We start from the raw sequence: 15,334 nt of genomic DNA, 5'->3' as shown, positions 1-15,334 counted from the left end.
GGGCGGGTGGGGGTGACCGGGGAGGGGGGGGCGGTTTGCGGCGCGGGCGGGCGGCGGGCCGGCACGACCGATTACGTGCGTGTCTGGCCTTCGCCGCGGACGACGAAGCGCTCCACGGTGAGCGCTTCCAGTCCCATCGGGCCGTAGGCATGCAGGCGGGTGGTGGAGATGCCGATCTCCGCACCCAGGCCGAGCTCGCCACCATCGGAGAAGCGCGAGGAGGCGTTGACCATCACCACCGCTGAGCGCAACGCGTGCACGAAGCGCTCCGCCGCCGCGGCATCCTCGGTCGCGATCACTTCGGTGTGGTCCGAGCTGTACTGCTGGATATGCGCGAGGGCGTGGTCGAGGTCGTCCACCACGCGCACGGCGAGGATCAGATCCAGATACTCGGCGGCGTAATCGTCTTCGCTGGCTGCCTCTGCATCGGGCAGCCACTGGCGTGCCACCGCATCGGCGCGTAGCTGCACCCCACGCTCGGCCAGCGCTTTCGCCGCCAAGGGCAGGAAGGTCGGCGCGAGGTCGGTATGGACCAGCAGCGTCTCCAGCGAGTTGCAGGCCGACGGCCGGCTGCACTTGCCATCCACCAGCAGGCGCAGCGCCAGTGCAGGATCGGCGGCGCGGTCCACGTACAGATGGCAGACGCCCTTGTAATGCTTGATCACCGGTACGCGGGCATGCTCGGCCACGAAGCGGATCAACCCTTCCCCACCGCGTGGAATCGCCAGGTCGATCAGGTCGTTGAGCTGCAGCAGCGCCAGCATGGTCTCGCGGCGCAGATCCTCGACCAGCGTCAGTGCTGCATCGGCAATGCCGGCCTCGCGCAGCGCGCGCTTGAGCGAGGCGGCAATCGCGGTGTTGGAGTGGATCGCCTCCGAGCCGCCGCGCAGGATCACGCCGTTGCCGGCCTTGATGCACAGCGCTGCCGCATCGGCGGTCACGTTGGGGCGCGCCTCGTAGATCATCGCGATGACGCCCAGCGGTACGCGCACTTTCTGAACGCGGATGCCATTGGGGCGCACATCATCGCGGGTTACCTGGCCGACCGGATCGGGCAATGCGGCGACCTCGCGCAGGGCGGCGGCGATACCGGCCAGACGCGGCGGGTTCAAGGCCAGGCGATCCAGCATCGCCGTGCCCACGCCCTTCTCCGTGGCCGCAGCAAGATCGCGGGCGTTGGCGGCGAGAATCGCATCGGTATCGGCGTCCAGCGCGGTGGCCATGGCCTCCAGCAGTTCGGCCTTGGCGGCGGAGGACAGCTGAGCGAGTTGCTGGGCAGCCTCGCGGCAGGCCAGCGCCTGGGTGCGGATGTCGGTAGTGGAGCTGGCGACCATCTCAATATCCTTGAAAAAACACGGTGGGGACGCAATCACAACAGCACCAGATCGTCACGGTGGATGACGTTGCCACCGTAGTTGTAACCGAGCACGCTTTCGATGTCGCGCGAGTGGCGCCCGGCGACGCGGCGGATGTCGCTGGCCGAGTACTGGCTGACGCCACGGGCCAGGCAGACCTCGCCGGCCTCGGTGCGTTGCCGGATCTCGACCATGTCACCGCGGCGGAAGTCACCCTCGGCACCGACCACGCCGCCGGGCAGCAGCGAGGCGCCCTTGCCACGCAGCGCATCGGCCGCACCGGTATCGACCAGGATCGCGCCCGGTTCCAGCGGTGCGTGCCGCAGCCAGTATTTGCGCGCGGCCACGCGGGTCTGCGCGGCATGGATGCGGGTGCCGAAGAGGCGGCCCTGGCTGAGCGCGCGCACCACCTCGGCGCTGCGCCCGTTGAACAGGCAGGTCTCGATGCCGACACGCCCGGCCTTGGCTGCGGCCTCCAGCTTGGTATGCATGCCGCCGGTGCCCGCGCCGCTGCCGGCCCCCCCGGCCATCGCCAGCACCTCGACGGTCAGCTCGGACACATCGTGGATCGGCCGCGCCTGCGGATCACGCCGCGGGTCGGCGCTGTACAGGCCGTCGATATCGGTGGCGATGAACAGCACATCGGCGTCGATCAGCGCAGCGACGGTCGCCGCGAGATTGTCGTTGTCGCCGAGCTTGAGCTCATCCACCGAGACGGTGTCGTTCTCGTTGACCACCGGCAGCGCGCCCAGCCGCAGCAGTTCGTTGAGCGTGGCCCGGGCATTGAGGTAGCGGCGGCGGTTGCGCAGGTCGTCATGGGTCAGCAGCACCTGCGCCACCGGACGTTCGAAGAAGCGCTGCCACAGCCCGATCAGCTGCGCCTGGCCCAGCGCGGCCAGTGCCTGCCGTGCGGCCATCGCCGCCCCGGCTTCCAGCGCGCGCGGCACGATCGCCCGGCCAGCGGCGACCGCGCCGGAGGACACGATCACCACTTCACGCCCGGCCAGGACATTGGCCGAGACGAACTGGGCCAGCCCCAGTGCGTGGCGGGGCGAGAGACCGCCGCCGTCAGCGGCCAGCAGGCTGCTGCCCACTTTGAGGACGGCACGTTTCCACTGCGGAACGGCTTGTTCGGTAAACGGCGAAGGCACGGACTGGTTCATGTGATCGGCGCGCTCAGCGCGTGCTCCATTCGTGGATACGGGCGGTGGCACTGCCGTGCACCAGCAGCGGATCGGTGTCGACCAGCGCCTGCGCGGCGGCCAGGTCGGCGATGTCCTGCAGCACGTAGGCGCCACCGCTCTTGTCGGTGAAGCCCCCGGTCAGCAGCAGCTGCCCGCGGGCCCGCACCGCATCGAGAAAGCGCACGTGCGCGGCACCCACGTCATCGCGGAAGTCCGGCGTGCGGGTGACCATCACCAGGTAACAGGTTTTCATGTGGATCCTTTTCCCGGGCTCGCCCGGCAAGACGTTACAAAAACGGCGGCCTTGCGGCCGCCGTCGTGATTACACCAGTGCGGCCCAGCGGGCGCGCAGTTCATCCAGCCGCAGGTCGGCGGCCGCGCCGGGCGACACGCGCGCGGCCAGGCTGCCTTCGGGGGTCCGCCCCTGCCCGGCCGTATCCGCCGCCGCGGCGGCGGCCTTGTAGGCCTCGCGGAACGGCACACCGGCCACCGCCGCTTCCACGGCGACATCGGTGGCGTACATGCCCGAGTCGATCGCCGCACGCAGCTTGTCATCGCGCCATTCCAGGTTGGCCAGCAGCGCCGGCAGCAGTTCCAGCGCGGCCAGACCGCGGCCGAAGCCATGGAAGATCGCGCCCTTGCTGCTCTGCAGATCGCGGTGATAGCCCGACGGCAGCGACAGCAGCTGCTCGATCTCGGTGCGGGCCGCGGCCACGCTGGCGTGGGTGGCACGCATCAGTTCGATCACGTCCGGGTTGCGCTTGTTCGGCATGATCGAACTGCCGGTGGTGTACTGCGCGGGCAGCGCGACAAAGCCGAACTCGCCGCTGGTGAACAGCGACAGGTCCCATGCGATGCGGCGCAGATCCAGGGTGGCGCCGCCAAGCGCTTCCAGTGCGGCCAGCTCGAACTTGCCGCGCGAGAGCTGCGCGTAGATCGGCGAGATCTGCATCCGCGCGAAGCCGAGTGCCTCGGTGGTGTGCGCGCGGTCCAGCGGCAGGTTCACGCCATAACCGGCGGCCGTGCCGAGCGGATTGGCATCGACCAGGGTGAAGGTGTCGTGCGCGCGGATCGCGTTGTCGATGAAGGCTTCGGCCCAGCCGGCCCACCACATGCCCGCCGAGGACACCACGGCGCGCTGGATGTGGGTATAGCCCGGCACCGGCAGGTCTTTTTCGGCCTCGGCGCGATCCAGCGCGACCTTGGCGATCTCGCGGCTCAGCTCGGCCACGCGCAGCAGCTTGTCCTTCAGCCACAGCCGGGTCGCCACCAGGATCTGGTCGTTGCGGCTGCGCCCGGTGTGGATCTTGCGGCCGGCATCGCCGAGGCGCTCGGTCAGGCGCGCTTCGATCGCCGAGTGGCAATCCTCGAAGCGCTCATCCAGCACGAACGCGCCACTGCGGAAATCCTCGGCCAGCACGTCCAACTCGCGCTGCAGGCCGACGCGTTCGTCGTGGGCGAGGATGCCGATGTTCTCCAGGCCCTGCGCATGCGCCTTGCTGGCCGCCACGTCGTACAGGAAGAACGCGCGGTCCAGGATCACATCATCGCCGGCCAGGAAAGTCTGGATCTTGGCGTCTACCGCCACGCCGGGCTTCTGCCACAGAAGGTCTGCCATGTCTTGCTCCGTAGGCGGAATCGCTCCGCCGGGTTGTCAGGGCGCGCGCAGGGGGCCGCGCTGCGCCGTGGGAATTCAGTGCGGGATAGAGGCCAGTTCGTCCAGGCCCAGTGCCAGGTTGAGGTTCTGCATCGCCTGGGTGGCCGCGCCCTTGAGCAGGTTGTCCAGGGTCGCCACCACCACGACGCGCTTGCCGCCCGGGGCGACGTCGAAGCCGCCGATCTGCACGCCGTGCCGGCCCGCAATCTGGCTTACCCAGGGCGCTTCGTCGATCACGTCGACCAACGCTTCGTTGGCGTAGTACTTCTGGTAGAGCGCGATCACGTCCTCGCGCTTGACGACCGTGTTGAGCCACAGGTTCACGGTCATGGTGATGCCGCGGAAGTGCGGCGCCACATGCGGCATGAACTCCACCGGCACGCGCAGGTGCGCGGTGACTTCGCGCTCGTGCACATGGTTGGTCAGCGCATACGGCATCAGGTTGTCGCGCAGCAGTTCGGGATTGTTCTTGTCCGAGGGCGTGGTGCCCGCGCCGGAGTAGCCGGAAACACCAAAGCACTGCGGCGGGCCGGCCAGCTGCTGCAGCAGCGGGCTGATCGCCAGCTGCATCGCGGTGGCGTAGCAGCCCGGGTTGCTGATGTGCTTCTGGCCCAGGTAGTCGCCCCGGGTCAGCTCCGGCAGGCCGTAATACCAGCTCGGCTCGAAGCGGTGATCGGCCGACAGATCGACGGTCACCGTGTCCGGCCTGGCCGCATCCAGCGCGGTGACGAACGGCGCGGACAGGCCATTGGGCAACGCCAGGATCACGGCGTCCATGCCCTTGGCGGCGACAGCATCCGCATCCAGGTTCTCGAACTGCAGTTCACCGTGCCAATCGCTGTGGTGGTCGCTCACGCGCTGGCCAGCCAGTTCGCGCGAGGACACGAAGCCCAGCTGCAGGTGCGGGTGGGCGGCGATCAGTTTGATCAGCTCGGCGCCGGTGTGGCCGCGGGCGCCGACGATGCCGACAGTGAAGGTCTCGGTGCTCATGCGTGTGCGTCCAGGCGGTGCTGCAGGTGGCGTTTCACCCCCTGCCATTCCGCATCGATGATGGAGAAGATGACGGTATCGCGCGGGGTGCCATCCGGGTGGCGCTTGTGGTTGCGCAGCACGCCGTCCTGCTTGGCGCCCAACCGTGCGATCGCGGTGCGCGAGGTAAGGTTGAACCAGCTGGTCTCGAACACCACGCTCAGGCATTCCAGCCGCTCGAAGGCGTGGGTGAGCAGCATCAGCTTGGTCTCGGTGTTGATGCCGGTGCGCTGGGCGGCCTCGCCATACCAGGTGTAGCCGATGCTCAGGCGCGGCACCTCGGCGTCCAGATCGTAGTAGCGGGTGGTGCCGACCACTTCATCGGCCTCGTTGAGGACCGCGAACGGCAGCACCTTGCCCTCGGCCTGCGCCTGAAGCGCGGCCTGGACATAGGCGGTCATGGTCTTCGCACTCGGCACCTGGGTGTACCAGAGCTTGGACAAGGTGCCATCCCCCAGTGCACCGCGCAGGCCATCGATGTGCGCCATCTGCAGCGGCTCCAGCCGGGCGTGTGTGCCGGCCAGTGTGGGGACCTTGGTCCAATCGGCGAGATTCATGAGGTTCAGCCCTCCAGGCTGGGGGTGCGTGCGGCGCAATGCTCGACGTACGCTTTGATGCGGTCGAAGCCATCGGCGCCGAACCAGAACACTTTCCAGTGGCCCTGCTTGTAGCAGCCATCGGATTGCGCGTAATAGAAGTGATTGATCGGGTTGCCGTTGCGCGAGCGCCAGAACAGCTGTGGGGTTTCGTCCAGCATGACATTCCAGACCGCGCGGCCAAGGCCTTCGCCCTGCGCGTCATCGAGCACCGCGAACTTGTCCAGGTAGACGCCTTCGGGCTCGTCGGTAAGGATCACCGCGGTGCGATAGTTCTCGCTCACGTAGGCGCGCAGCAGCTTGGTTTTCTGGAAGTAGTCCGGCACCAGGGTACGGCCGAAGCTGGATTCGATCAGCTGCTTCAGGCGCGGCAGATCGAGCGCATCCCACGCGGTGGCGCGCAGCACCTTCTCGCCCTTGCGCACCAGCGTGCCCGAGCCCTTGTGGGTGAACAGCTCCTTGGCCAGGTCCGCCGGGCGGGTGATCGACACCGACGATTCCAGCGGCAGGCGATCGAGCAGGTCCTTGATCTGCTCGATCTTGACCCGCATGCCGCCATGGATCCACGGCTGCTGCATCAGCTGGTCGTACTCGGTGGACAGGTTGATCGAATCGATCACCTTGCCCTCTTCATCAAGCAGGCCGCCGGTGCCGGTCAGGAAGATGATCTTGTAGGGCTGCAGTTCCTGCACCAGCTCATTGGCGGCGAAATCGGCGTTGACGTTGAGGATCTGCCCGCAGCGGGTTTCGCCCAGGCTGGTGATCACCGGGATCGAGCCGGCACGCAGGCTGGCTTCGATCGGGGCCAGGTTGACCTTCTTGACCTCACCGACCAGGCCGTAGGTGTCCTGGTCCAGGTACTCGGCTTCGAACACGCCGCCGGTGATCGAGGTCGCGCGTGCGCCGTTCTGCTGCAGGGCTTCGACCAGCTGCAGATTGGAGGCCTGGAACACCCGGCGCACGATCGCCAGGCCTTCGGCCGAGGTCACGCGCAGGCCGTTGACGGTCTGCTTCTCGATGCCGGCCGCCGACAGTTCGGCATCCAGCTGCGGGCCGGCGCCATGCAGCACGATCGGGGTCAGGCCGACTTCCTGCAGGAACGACAGCGAGGAGGTCAGCGCCTCCAGGTCATCGCGCAGCACCGCGCCGCCGACTTTGACCACGGCGAAGCGTTTGGCGTCCAGCTGCGAGAAACGCTTGAGGTACTGGCTGATTTCCTTCGCGCTGGCCATGCTCGAGAGCAGGCGCACGATGGTCTGACGGGTCTGGCGGTGGGGCTGGGAAGAAGGCATTTCGATATCGTCGCAGGCGGCCGGGGCCGCGATGGGAGTTCCGTCAGTGGGGGACCACGACGGCGTCATTCGATCAGGCGCCGTGCGCAATGATGCGGTGCACGGACGCGGCGTAACGCTGCAGCTGCTCCAGTGTCACGAACTCATCGGCGGTGTGGGCCTGGGCGATGTCGCCCGGGCCGTACACCAGCGTGGTGTAACCCCCGGCCGAGAACAGCGAAGCCTCGGTCCAGAAATCCACCGCGTTGCCGATCGGGATATCCAGCGCATCGGCCACGTCACGCGCGGCCAGCCGGCGGTTTTCTGCTTCGGCAATATCGCCGGCCGGGAAGCTGGGCCCACGGAAGGTCTCGGTGAACACCGCGGCCTCCGGTTCGGCGAAACCGGCAAAGGTGGCCAGCAGCGCATCGATATCCATCGACGGCAGCGGGCGGAAGCCGAAGCGCACCTCGGCGGCGGGCGCGATCATGTTGGCCTTGATGCCGCCTTCCACGCGCCCGATGTTGAAGCGCAGGCCGGTGAGCCCGCCGAAGCGCGCATGCGACAACGACTCGACATGGTCCAACGCGCGGTTGCCCCAGCGCATCGCCTGATGCAGTGCGCTGGCGGCCGCATCCTGCTTGCCCGAGGCATGCCCGGCGCGGCCCTTGAACTGCATCAGCACCGAGCTGATGCCACGGTGCGCGAGTACCGCTTCGCTCATCGTCGGCTCGGCCACCAGCACCGCTTCATACGCAATGCCACGGGCGAGGAACGCGGCGATGCAACGCGGGTCGTTGGCCTCCTCGTCGCTGGAGAACAGAAACGCGGCGTCGCCATCGCTGGCGTTCGCAGCCGCCACCAACGCCGCCGCGGCGCCCTTGATGTCGCACACGCCCAGTCCGATCACGCGGTCCTCGGCGCGCCGCATCACGTGCGGATCGGCCGTCCAATGCGGCGAATCCGGCACGGTATCCAGGTGCACGTTGAACAGATACTTCGGGGTGCCACGCACCGCATACAGGCTGACTGCACCGTCGCCATGGTCGATCACCTCCACATTGAACCCGGGCAGGTTCGCACGCAGGTAATCGAAGATGCCGCCAGTGGTGATCGCACGCGGCGGATTGCGCGTGTCGAACGACACAAGCTGCTGCAGGTGATCGAGTGTCTGTTCAAGCATGAATCAACAATCCTGTGGAATTCCGCCGGGCATGGCCAGGCGCTACCGGAATGCGTCTGGTGGAGAGCCCCCTTGGTGTTCAAGGGGGCGCGCCAACGGCGCGGGGTTGAGGAAGAATGCGCGGGAGACGCGCGCGCAATTCAATCGCTCAGCGATTGACTTGCGCGTAAAGCGTCGAGCTCATGCCGAACAGCTTGATGAAGCCTTCGGCTTCTTCCACGCCCCAGTCCGCCGACTGCGCATAGGTGGCGCCCTTGGCGTTGAGCAGGTGCGGCGACTTCACGGCCACGGCATCCACACGGCCACCGCGGGTCTCCAGCACCACTTCACCGTTGACCTTGGTCTGCGAGGACTTCAGGAAGGCCTCGATGTCGGTCTTGAGCGGGTCGTGGTAGAAGCCTTCGTACACCAGCTCCACCCACTTGCGTGCCACGTCCGGCTTGAAGCGGTTCTGCTGCTTGGTCAGCACCGCATCTTCCAGCGCACGGTGCGCGGCCAGCAGCGAGACCAGGCCCGGCGCTTCAAACACGATGCGGCCCTTCAGGCCGATCACGGTGTCACCGGTGTAGACGCCACGGCCGACGCCGTACGGGGCGAACAGCTTGTTGAGCTTGGCCAGGATCTGCTCACCCGGCAGCGCCTTGCCATCCAGCTCGACCGCTTCGCCTTCGACGAACGTCAGGGTCACGGTGAGCGGCTCGACCGGCCATTCGCTGCGCGGGGCGCACCAGCCGCGGGCACCCTCGCCCGGGGCTTCCCAACGGTCGATCTCGCCGCCGGACATGGTCAGGCCGAGCAGGTTCTCGTTGATGGTGTAGGCCTGCTGCTTGGCACGCACGCCGAAGCCACGCTCTTCCAGGTACTTCTGCTCATAGGCGCGGGTCTGGGTGTGTTCCTTCTGGATCTCACGGATCGGCGCGACGATCTGGTAATCGCCCAGTGCCTTCACGGCCAGATCGAAACGGACCTGGTCGTTGCCCATGCCGGTGCAGCCGTGGGCGATGATGTTGGTGCCCAGCTCGGCGGCGCGCTTGAGCGCGGCATCCACGATCAGGTAGCGATCGGAGACCAGCAGCGGGTACTGGCCCTGGTAGCCTTCGCCGGCCCACACGAACGGCTTGACGAAACCACTCCAGATCGCCGGGCCACCATCGACGGTGACGTGGCTGGTGACGCCCAGCTCGGCGGCACGCTGCTCGATGAAATCGCGCTCTTCGTCATCCACGCCGCCGGTATCGGCGAACACGGTGTGCACGTTGTAGCCGCGCTCCTGCAGGTAAGGCACGCAGAAGCTGGTGTCGAGTCCGCCGGAGAAGGCCAGGACGATGTCTTTGTTGCTCATGGGGGTCAGGTCCAATAGGGGAATGCGGTAAGAATCTGGGTTGGTGCGGGTAGAGCCACGCCATGCGTGGCTGCACCATTGGATGCGTTCGATCAGCGGCCGATCAATGCCGACATGATCGCCTTCTGCACATGCAGGCGGTTTTCGGCTTCGTCGATCGCGATGCACTGCGCCGAATCCATCACGCCGTCGGTCGCTTTCACGTTGCGACGCAGCGGCAGGCAGTGGCTGAAGACACCGTTGTTGGTGAGCGCCATCTTGGCTTCGTCGACGATGAAGTGCTTGTACTGATCGCGGATCGGCTTTTCCGGTTCCCAGTTGCCGAAGAACGGCAGCGCGCCCCAGCTCTTGGCGTACACCACGTCCGCGCCGGCGTAGGCACTGGCGATGTCATGGCTGACCTGCAGCGAACCGCCGCTCTCGGCGACGTTCTGCTCGGCCCAGCCCATGTAGCGCTCATCCAGGATGTAATCCGGGGTCGGGCACAGCAGGGTCACGTCCATGCCCATGCGGGTGGCGATGGTCAGCGCCGAGTTGGCCACCGCGGTGTTCAGCGGCTTGGGGTGATAGGTCCAGGTCAGCACATACTTCTTGCCGCGCAGGTCCTGGGTGCCGAAGTGTTCCTGCAGGGCCATCACGTGGGCCAGTTCCTGGCACGGGTGGGTGATGGTTTCCATGTTGATCACCGGCACCGGCGAGTACTTGGCGAAGCTCTTGAGCACTTCGTCCTCGCGGTCCTTGGTCCAGTCGATGAACTTCGGGAAGGCACGCACGCCGATCAGGTCCACATAGCGGCCCAGCACTTTGGCCACTTCGGCGATGTGTTCCTCGGTGTCCCCGTCCATCACCGAGCCCAGGTTGAACTCGATCGGCCAGGCGTCTTTGCCCGGCTGCAGCACGATCGCGTGGCCGCCCAGCTGGAACGCGCCCAGCTCGAAGCTGGTGCGGGTGCGCATGGAGGGATTGAAGAACACCAGGGCAATCGACTTGCCCTTGAGCTCGTCGCCCAGTTTGTTGCGCTTGAACAACGCGGCCTGGGTCAACAGGGCATCCAGGTCGGTGCGGCTCCAATCCTGGGTGTTCAGGAAGTGCTTCAGGGACATCGATCGATCCTTTGCGGCTGGTTTTCCACCGTTTCCGGCAGAGGTTGGGGGCGCCGGGGCGCGTTCAGGGCTCAACAAAACGTATACAGATGAAACTTTTCAGATCGTAGAAACGAAAAAACCCAGCGCGGGGGCTGGGTTTTACAAACAGGCAGCACGAAGCTCCGGTTACCCAGCGAAAATGTGGGGTTCCGGTCGGCGGGCACGCGACGTCATGCCCGTAGCCATACGGGCGGCGCTGGTGTCGTGCTGGAAGTCGGTGAGTTTCATGGCCGCCCATCTTTGCATGCACCCGGGGCGGGTGCAAGGCCTGAATGGAAATTCAGGTTGAAGGCGTCGCCCGTGAGGCGACGGGAGGTGTCACGGGTTGGCGCCACCGGCCTGCTCGTTGCCCACCCACGGGGTGATAGAGACCCGGATCTTGAGGCGGTTGCCTGGGTCTTCCGGCAGGCGTGACCGGTACTTGGTGCCCTTGTAGACGTAGTCCACGTCGTAGGCGATCGGGCGGCGGAACTCACGGCCGACCGGGATGATCTTGCAATCCCGGGTCAACAGCGGCCCGGTGTTGGCCGGCGTGGCCTCGACCACCACCGTCTCGGCGTAGCCGCTCTCGTCGGTACTGCCGTCTTCCCGGCGGAAGATCGAGCGCACCGAATCCATGAAGCGGCCGAAGCGGCCCTTGTCTTCCTGCGGCTCCTCGCCGGTGACATTGACCGGCGCGAGCGTGCGGGTGGAGACCGGCTCGCAGTGCTCTTCAGTGCGGGTGGCGCGCAGGGTCTGGAAGACCGGCTCGACGTTGAGCACCTGGGCGTAGTCGAACTTGACGTTCTCCACGATCACCACCCGGTTGCGCACCTCACCCTCCTGGGCGCACGCCCCGAAGGCGGCACTTCCGAGCAGGCAGACCAGCGTCAACAACGAAGCGGATTTCATTGGCAACAAGGAAAAGGACAAGAGGGATAGTTTAGGCAGTGGCAAGCACAAGGGGCTGAACATTACCCTTCCGTGACGTTTCTGCCCATAGGCCGACCCCACCTGCGGGGCCGGAAGCCCGCCACGACGGGACGGAACCCCTGAAGCCTTCAGCCACACCGCCGGCGGCCGGGGTCGCCTGCCTGCCCTGCCCACATCCCCCCAAAGCCCCCGACACGTTCTAAAATCGACCGCTTACCCCCGCTCCCGACCCTCATGACCCTGCGCCTGCACAACAACCTGACACGCCAGCTCGAACCGTTCACCCCGCTCGATCCGACCTGTCCGACCCTGTATGTGTGTGGCCCCACGGTCTACAACTACGTCCACATCGGCAATGCCCGTGGGCCGGTGGTGTTCGGGGTACTGGCCGACCTGCTGCGCCGCCGCTTCGGCGGCCTGCGCTATGCCCGCAACATCACCGACGTGGATGACAAGATCAACACGGCCGCGCGCGAGCAGCACGTCCCGATCAGCACCATCACCGACCGTTTCGCCGCCGCCTACCGCGAGGACATGGCCGCGCTGGGCGTGGTGCCGCCGGACATCGAGCCGGAAGCCACCGCGCATATCCCGCAGATCGTGACGATGATCGAGCAGCTGATCGCCAACGGGCATGCCTATGCGGCCGAAGGCCACGTGCTGTTCTCGGTGAGCTCCTACGCCGACTACGGCAAGCTCTCGCGCCGTGACCCTGACGAGATGCTGGCCGGTGCGCGCGTGGATGTCGCCCCGTACAAGCGCGACCCGGGCGATTTCGTGCTCTGGAAGCCCTCCAGCGACGACCTGCCCGGCTGGGAGTCGCCCTGGGGCCGTGGCCGCCCGGGCTGGCACATCGAGTGCTCGGCGATGGCCGCCGCGCACCTGGGGCCGACCATCGATATCCATGCCGGCGGCGTGGACCTGCAGTTCCCGCACCACGAGAACGAGATCGCCCAGAGCGAGTGTGCGCACGGCGGGCAGACCTTCGCCCGGTTCTGGCTGCACAACGGCATGCTCAACTTCGGCGGCGCCAAGATGAGCAAGTCGATCGGCAACATCGAGCGCGTGCACGATCTGGTCCGCCAGCATGCCCCCGAGGCGCTGCGCTATGCCTTGCTGTCGGCCCACTACCGGCAGCCGCTGGACTGGTCCGATGCGCTGATCGAGCAGTCGGTGCGCACCCTGGACCGCCTGTACGGCACCCTGCGCGATCTGGTCGGGGTGGACGCCGCTGCGGTGATTCCGGCCGAGATCGAGGCCGCGCTGGATGACGACCTCAACACCCCACAGGCACTGGCCGAGCTGGCCCGTATCGCCGGTGAGGCACGCAAGGCTGCCGACGCCGACAAGGCGCACTGGAAGTCCGCGCTGCTCGGTGCCGGCCTGGCGCTGGGCCTGCTGCAGCAGGATCCCGCGGCCTGGTTTGGCACCGCAGGCGGCAACGACGACGATGCGGCGATCCAGGCCCTGATCGATGAACGCGCCGCTGTCAAGCAGGCCCGCGACTTCGCCCGCGCCGATGCGATCCGCGACCAGTTGGCCGCCGAGGGCATCGTGCTGGAAGACACCGCCCAAGGCGTGCGCTGGTCGCGCAAGCGCTGAACGACCGCCCGGCTGACCGTCGGGCGCTATCCGACACCGCCCGATCCACTGGGCATTGCCATGACATCGCCCCGGCCACGGACGGCCGGGCTGCCTCCCCCCGCAACTGCACGGTCACCCACGGACGGCGAACACCGACCCGGAGCCCCCATGACCCCCACCTCCCCGTTCCCGCTCGAACCCACCGCTGCTGAAGCCCAGGCAGCCATCGCCGAGGAATTCGCCTTCTTCGGTGACTGGTCCGAGCGTTATCAGTACTTGATCGACCTCGGCCGCAAACTGCCCCCCTTCCCGGAAGCGTGGAAAACCGAGGAACATCGCCTGCTCGGCTGCCAGTCCATGGTCTGGATCGTGCCGGACGGCAATGCCGAGGCGCTGCGCTTCCACGCCATCAGTGATTCGGCGATCGTCTCCGGGCTCATCTACCTGGCCCTGCGCGTCTACTCGGGCCGTTCGGCGGCCGACATCCTGGCCACCGAGCCGAGCTACATCCAGGACATCGGGCTGTCGCGCCACCTGTCGCCGACCCGCAGCAACGGCGTCGCGGCGATGCTGGCCTTCATCCGCGACACTGCCCAAGCGCAGTCGTGACGCTCTCCGCCGATCCGCAGGAGCCGGACAGCGCCCTGCAGCTGCTGGCCCGCCCGGGCTTTTCGCTGGTGCTGGCGTACCGCATCTTCGCGATGCTCTCCTACCAGATCGTCGCGGTGACGGTCGGCTGGCATATCTACGAGGTCACCCGCAATCCGTTCTCGCTGGGCCTGGTCGGCCTGGCCGAGGTGCTGCCGTTCTTCTGCGTGGCGCCGTTTGCCGGCTACCTGGTCGACCACCTGCCCCGCCGCCGGCTGGGCATGGTCGCCTGCAGCGGGCTGGTGATGACCGCACTGGTGTTGACCGCGGTCGCCCAGGGCTGGCTGCCGTTCCACGGAGTGTGGCCGATCTATGCGGCGATCGCGCTGACCGGCATGGTCCGCGCGTTCCTCTCGCCGATCTACAACGCTCTGTTCGCCCGCGTGCTGGAGCGCACGCAGTACGCACGCGGAGCCGGCCTTGGCGCGGTCGTCTTCCAGGCCGGCATGGTGCTCGGGCCGGCCCTGGGCGGTGCGCTGGTGGCGTGGGGCGGCAAGGGCGTGGCCTATGGCGTGGCGGTAGGCGTGTCGCTGATCGCGCTGGGCTGCCTGGCGGCGCTGCGCGTCTCCGAGCCGGTGCACACGGGCCCGGCGGCGCCGATCTTCAAGAGCATCGCCGAGGGCGGCCGGTTCGTGCTGGGCAACAAGATCATGGTCGGAGCGATGGCGCTGGACATGTTTTCGGTGTTGCTCGGCGGCGTGGTGGCGATGCTGCCGGCGTTCCTGCACGAGATCCTGCATCACGGGCCGGAGGGGCTGGGCGTGCTGCGTGCGGCGCCGGCGCTGGGTTCGGTGTGCGTGGGGCTGTGGCTGGCGCGTCGGCCGCTGCAGCGCAATGCGGGGCGTGTGCTGTTGTTCGCGGTGGCCGGCTTTGGCCTGTGCGTGATCGGCTTCGGGCTGTCGTCGAATTTCTGGCTGTCGGCGGCGATCCTGTTGTTCTACGGTGCGTTCGACGGTGTGTCGGTGGTGGTGCGTTCGACGATTCTGCAGTTGGCGACGCCGGAGGAGATGCGTGGTCGGGTGTCGTCGATCAATGGCATTTTCATCAGCTCGTCCAATGAGCTGGGTGCGTTCTATGCGGGCACGATGGCCAAGCTGTTGGGGCTGGTCCCGGCGGTGGTGCTGGGTGGCTTTGCGGTGTTGAGCGTGGCGGGCATTACGGCCTGGAAGAATCCGACGCTGCGACGGTTGAATCTGCGCGATCTGCATTGAGCATTTGGCCAGCCAGCCAGCCGACTGACGGGCGGCTTGGCTGCCTAGCTGGAGGCCGCGCTGGTTGGCCGGCGCTGCGCGGTTGGGTTGCTACGCCGTTGGTTGAGCGCCTGCTTGTTCCTGGGATTGGGCGGCCGGGCAGCGCAGTGCAGGACCCGCCGTGAACCCATCCATGGGGGCTCGTAGTGCGGCATCCATGCCGCACACGGTCCTGCAC

General features: G+C 67.0%; 14 protein-coding genes. 3 read left to right on the top strand and 11 right to left on the bottom strand.

The features are described from left to right. Positions 1 to 71 precede the first annotated feature (71 nt). The 11 genes from QMX81_RS17735 to QMX81_RS17685 form a co-directional block, all read right to left on the bottom strand. The gene (locus tag QMX81_RS17735; RefSeq protein WP_282263438.1) at positions 72 to 1,334 is read right to left on the bottom strand and encodes a glutamate-5-semialdehyde dehydrogenase; all 1,263 of its coding nucleotides are present in this window, start codon (positions 1,332 to 1,334) and stop codon (positions 72 to 74) included. 35 nt (positions 1,335 to 1,369) lie between these two features. After that, positions 1,370 to 2,518, bottom strand: a complete 1,149-nt coding sequence (gene proB / locus QMX81_RS17730) for a glutamate 5-kinase (protein ID WP_282263436.1) — start codon at positions 2,516 to 2,518, stop codon at positions 1,370 to 1,372. 13 nt (positions 2,519 to 2,531) lie between these two features. Continuing rightward, positions 2,532 to 2,792 (bottom strand): YciI family protein, encoded by a 261-nt coding sequence (locus QMX81_RS17725; RefSeq protein ID WP_282263435.1) that lies wholly within the window; start codon positions 2,790 to 2,792, stop codon positions 2,532 to 2,534. Positions 2,793 to 2,861: 69 nt separating this feature from the next. Next, positions 2,862 to 4,157: an argininosuccinate lyase gene (gene argH, locus QMX81_RS17720; RefSeq protein WP_152152728.1), complete on the bottom strand. Its 1,296-nt coding sequence runs from the start codon at positions 4,155 to 4,157 to the stop codon at positions 2,862 to 2,864. Positions 4,158 to 4,232: 75 nt separating this feature from the next. Beyond that, the gene (gene argC, locus QMX81_RS17715; RefSeq protein WP_282263432.1) at positions 4,233 to 5,186 is read right to left on the bottom strand and encodes an N-acetyl-gamma-glutamyl-phosphate reductase; all 954 of its coding nucleotides are present in this window, start codon (positions 5,184 to 5,186) and stop codon (positions 4,233 to 4,235) included. Next, a complete protein-coding gene (locus QMX81_RS17710; protein WP_259261505.1) occupies positions 5,183 to 5,782 on the bottom strand; it encodes a GNAT family protein in 600 nt (199 codons plus the stop codon). Before QMX81_RS17710 ends, argC begins: the two co-directional genes overlap by 4 nt. A gap of 5 nt (positions 5,783 to 5,787) precedes the next feature. Then, a complete protein-coding gene (locus tag QMX81_RS17705) occupies positions 5,788 to 7,113 on the bottom strand; it encodes an acetylglutamate kinase (RefSeq protein WP_183073675.1) in 1,326 nt (441 codons plus the stop codon). 73 nt (positions 7,114 to 7,186) lie between these two features. Further along, positions 7,187 to 8,275, bottom strand: a complete 1,089-nt coding sequence (locus tag QMX81_RS17700) for an acetylornithine deacetylase (protein WP_282263431.1) — start codon at positions 8,273 to 8,275, stop codon at positions 7,187 to 7,189. 148 nt (positions 8,276 to 8,423) lie between these two features. Next, positions 8,424 to 9,617, bottom strand: coding sequence for an argininosuccinate synthase (locus QMX81_RS17695; RefSeq protein WP_121038191.1), 1,194 nt, complete (start codon positions 9,615 to 9,617; stop codon positions 8,424 to 8,426). Positions 9,618 to 9,709: 92 nt separating this feature from the next. Next, entirely contained in the window at positions 9,710 to 10,720 is a 1,011-nt protein-coding gene (locus QMX81_RS17690) for an N-acetylornithine carbamoyltransferase (RefSeq protein WP_123730719.1), read from the bottom strand. Between the two features lie 360 nt (positions 10,721 to 11,080). Next, positions 11,081 to 11,653: a hypothetical protein gene (locus QMX81_RS17685; protein ID WP_282263430.1), complete on the bottom strand. Its 573-nt coding sequence runs from the start codon at positions 11,651 to 11,653 to the stop codon at positions 11,081 to 11,083. 255 nt (positions 11,654 to 11,908) lie between these two features. Between QMX81_RS17685 and cysS the strand changes: the two genes are divergently transcribed. The 3 genes from cysS (at position 11,909) to QMX81_RS17670 (ending at position 15,117) form a co-directional block, all read left to right on the top strand. Continuing rightward, on the top strand, positions 11,909 to 13,276 hold the full coding sequence (cysS, locus tag QMX81_RS17680) for a cysteine--tRNA ligase (RefSeq protein ID WP_282263429.1): 1,368 nt from the start codon (positions 11,909 to 11,911) through the stop codon (positions 13,274 to 13,276). Positions 13,277 to 13,426: 150 nt separating this feature from the next. Further along, positions 13,427 to 13,867, top strand: a complete 441-nt coding sequence (locus QMX81_RS17675; protein ID WP_282263428.1) for a SufE family protein — start codon at positions 13,427 to 13,429, stop codon at positions 13,865 to 13,867. Further along, the gene (locus tag QMX81_RS17670) at positions 13,864 to 15,117 is read left to right on the top strand and encodes an MFS transporter (RefSeq protein ID WP_121038206.1); all 1,254 of its coding nucleotides are present in this window, start codon (positions 13,864 to 13,866) and stop codon (positions 15,115 to 15,117) included. Before QMX81_RS17675 ends, QMX81_RS17670 begins: the two co-directional genes overlap by 4 nt. Positions 15,118 to 15,334 lie beyond the last annotated feature (217 nt).

The sequence above is a fragment of the Stenotrophomonas sp. PS02301 genome (assembly GCF_029959485.1).
Lineage (GTDB): Bacteria > Pseudomonadota > Gammaproteobacteria > Xanthomonadales > Xanthomonadaceae > Stenotrophomonas > Stenotrophomonas maltophilia_Z.
The sequence above is the reverse complement of the archived record's forward strand: the minus strand, read 5'-3'. Positions and strand labels throughout refer to the sequence as shown.